The organism is Burkholderia sp. Ap-955, from assembly GCF_011753045.1.
Classification (GTDB): domain Bacteria; phylum Pseudomonadota; class Gammaproteobacteria; order Burkholderiales; family Burkholderiaceae; genus Burkholderia; species Burkholderia lata_D.
The window spans coordinates 1-1,989 of the sequence record NZ_VWWH01000198.1; the positions used below are offsets into that span (position 1 = coordinate 1).

The 1,989-nt window shown below is 68.5% G+C and carries 2 protein-coding genes; one reads left to right on the forward strand and one right to left on the reverse strand.

What is annotated here, in order from left to right:
• On the forward strand, positions 1-376 hold a 376-nt coding region (locus tag F3J15_RS38040; protein ID WP_240161551.1), incomplete at its 5' end, for a hypothetical protein.
• Positions 377-416: 40 nt separating this feature from the next.
• Here F3J15_RS38040 and F3J15_RS37225 read toward each other — a convergent pair.
• Positions 417-1,439, reverse strand: coding sequence for a sensor domain-containing diguanylate cyclase (locus tag F3J15_RS37225; RefSeq protein ID WP_240159411.1), 1,023 nt, complete (start codon positions 1,437-1,439; stop codon positions 417-419).
• Positions 1,440-1,989 lie beyond the last annotated feature (550 nt).

Genomic DNA, 1,989 nt, shown 5'->3' on the forward strand with positions numbered 1-1,989 from the left:
CGCGCTGGCCGCGGCCGGCGCCGGCTGGTGGATCGCGTCGGGCTGGGCGCCGGCGACGATCGCCCGCGTGCTGCTGGCCGTCATCAGCACCGGGTCGGGGATCGCGGCGCTGTGGTACGCGGTGCGGATCGAGATCGACCGCCGGCTGTTCGCCGCGCTCGCGCGTGCGGCGGCGGGCGAGGGATCGGTCGACGACGGCCTCGCGGCGCTCGACCGCGCACTCGCCGATCTTGGCTGGATCGATGCGTCGAAGGCCGGACGCGCACTCGACGCACGCGTGCGCGGCGCGGTCGGGCTGTGCCGGGCCGGTGTGCTCGTCGCGATCGTCCAGTGGCTCGTGGTCGGGCTCGCGATCGCCGTTCCGCAGATCGGCTAGCGCCCGTTCAAGGCCGCCGCAGCCGGCTTGTCGAGCCGCGTTACGCGTGAGCGACCCGCTGCGACCGCGTGCGCTTCACTTCATACATCGCCTGGTCCGCATGCTCGATCAGCGCGTTCATGTCGGTGCCGTCGTCGGGCAGCAGCGCGATCCCGACGCTGACGCCGAGCCGCATCGGGCGCCCCTCGAATTCGAACGGTTCGCCGACCTGGTGCGCGAGCCGCGTGCTTTGCGCATGCGCATCGTCGCGGTTGCCGATGTTCGGCAGGATCACCGCGAATTCGTCGCCGCCGATGCGCGCGACCGTGTCCGAGCGCCGTACCGCCCGCTGCATCCGCGTGGCGATCTCGCGCAGCGCCGCGTCGCCCGCGCGGTGGCCGAACCCGTCGTTGATCGGCTTCAGCCCGTCCATGTCGATGTTGAGGATGCCGAGCCGGCCGTTCGCGCGCAGCGTCGTGTGCATCGACTGCCGCAGGCGGTCGTAGAACAGCGCGCGGTTGGGCAGGCCCGTGAGCGCGTCGTGCGTCGCGCGCAGGTACAGTTCGTTCGCCTCGTTGCGCGCCGCGTGGAACATCGCGGCGGCGATCAGGTCGGCCGTCAGCCGCAGCGTGGCCGCGTCGGCCTGCGAAAAGCCGTCGACTTCCGGCGACATCACCTTCAGCACGCCAACCGTCGTGTCGGCATGGGTGAGCGGCATCACGAGCATCGAGCGCAGGCCGACCCGCCGGCAGGCGTCGCGATCGACGCGCGGGTCGGTTTCCGAATCGATGCAGTGCAGCAACGCGCCTTGCTGCACGCACAGGCCCGACAGGCTGCCCGAGCGCCGCAGCCGCAGGCCGAGCATCCCGGCGGCCGTGCCCGACGCGGCGCGGTACACCATGTCGTCGCCCTCGGCGAATTCGACCGCGGCGGCGCTCGCGCCGGTGAGCTGCGGGACCTGCTCCGCCACATAGGCCATTACGCTGCCGAGATCGAGACCGAGCTTCGCGATCTCGGTCTGCGCGGCGATGATGCGCAGCAGCGTATCGGGGGACGGAGTGGCGGTGTCGACGATTTGATTCAATTCAGTTTTTCCGTGAAAGAAAGCACGTCCGGCGGCCCGGGAATGCGGTAGCATACGCGCCGCCTCGCGGCCGCGCGTTCCGGCGGGGCGGTCTGCAACGGACCGCCGCCGGCCAGCCGATCCGCGCCGGCAGTATGCCGTTCGGCCTGCCGGGCGACAACGGCGCAATTCTTACCCTTCATCCCTCTCGCGCAGCATTTCCGACCGGATTGAGGTCTTTTTCGCTTCAATGTCGCCAATCGGGGTGAGTTTTGTCTTGTTTTTGAGATAGTGTGACGAATGGGCGTGTGCCGGTGCCAGGCGCGCGTAGCACGATGACGCGCGATTAAAGAATCGCCGCATCGTTTCGATAAGTGAATCAGGTCAGTTTGATACATATGAGGGGAAGCAGTGGGGATGTTCACTCACGGGCATAGCTGCTTTGCGTGCATCGATTTCGATACGACGGACGACCGGATGATCCAGATGAAACGGAGTGCCGCATGAAGCCGGCCGTGTCGCTGCTCGTCCTCTCGGCCGCGATGGTCGGCGCTTTGCATGCCGCCGCGCT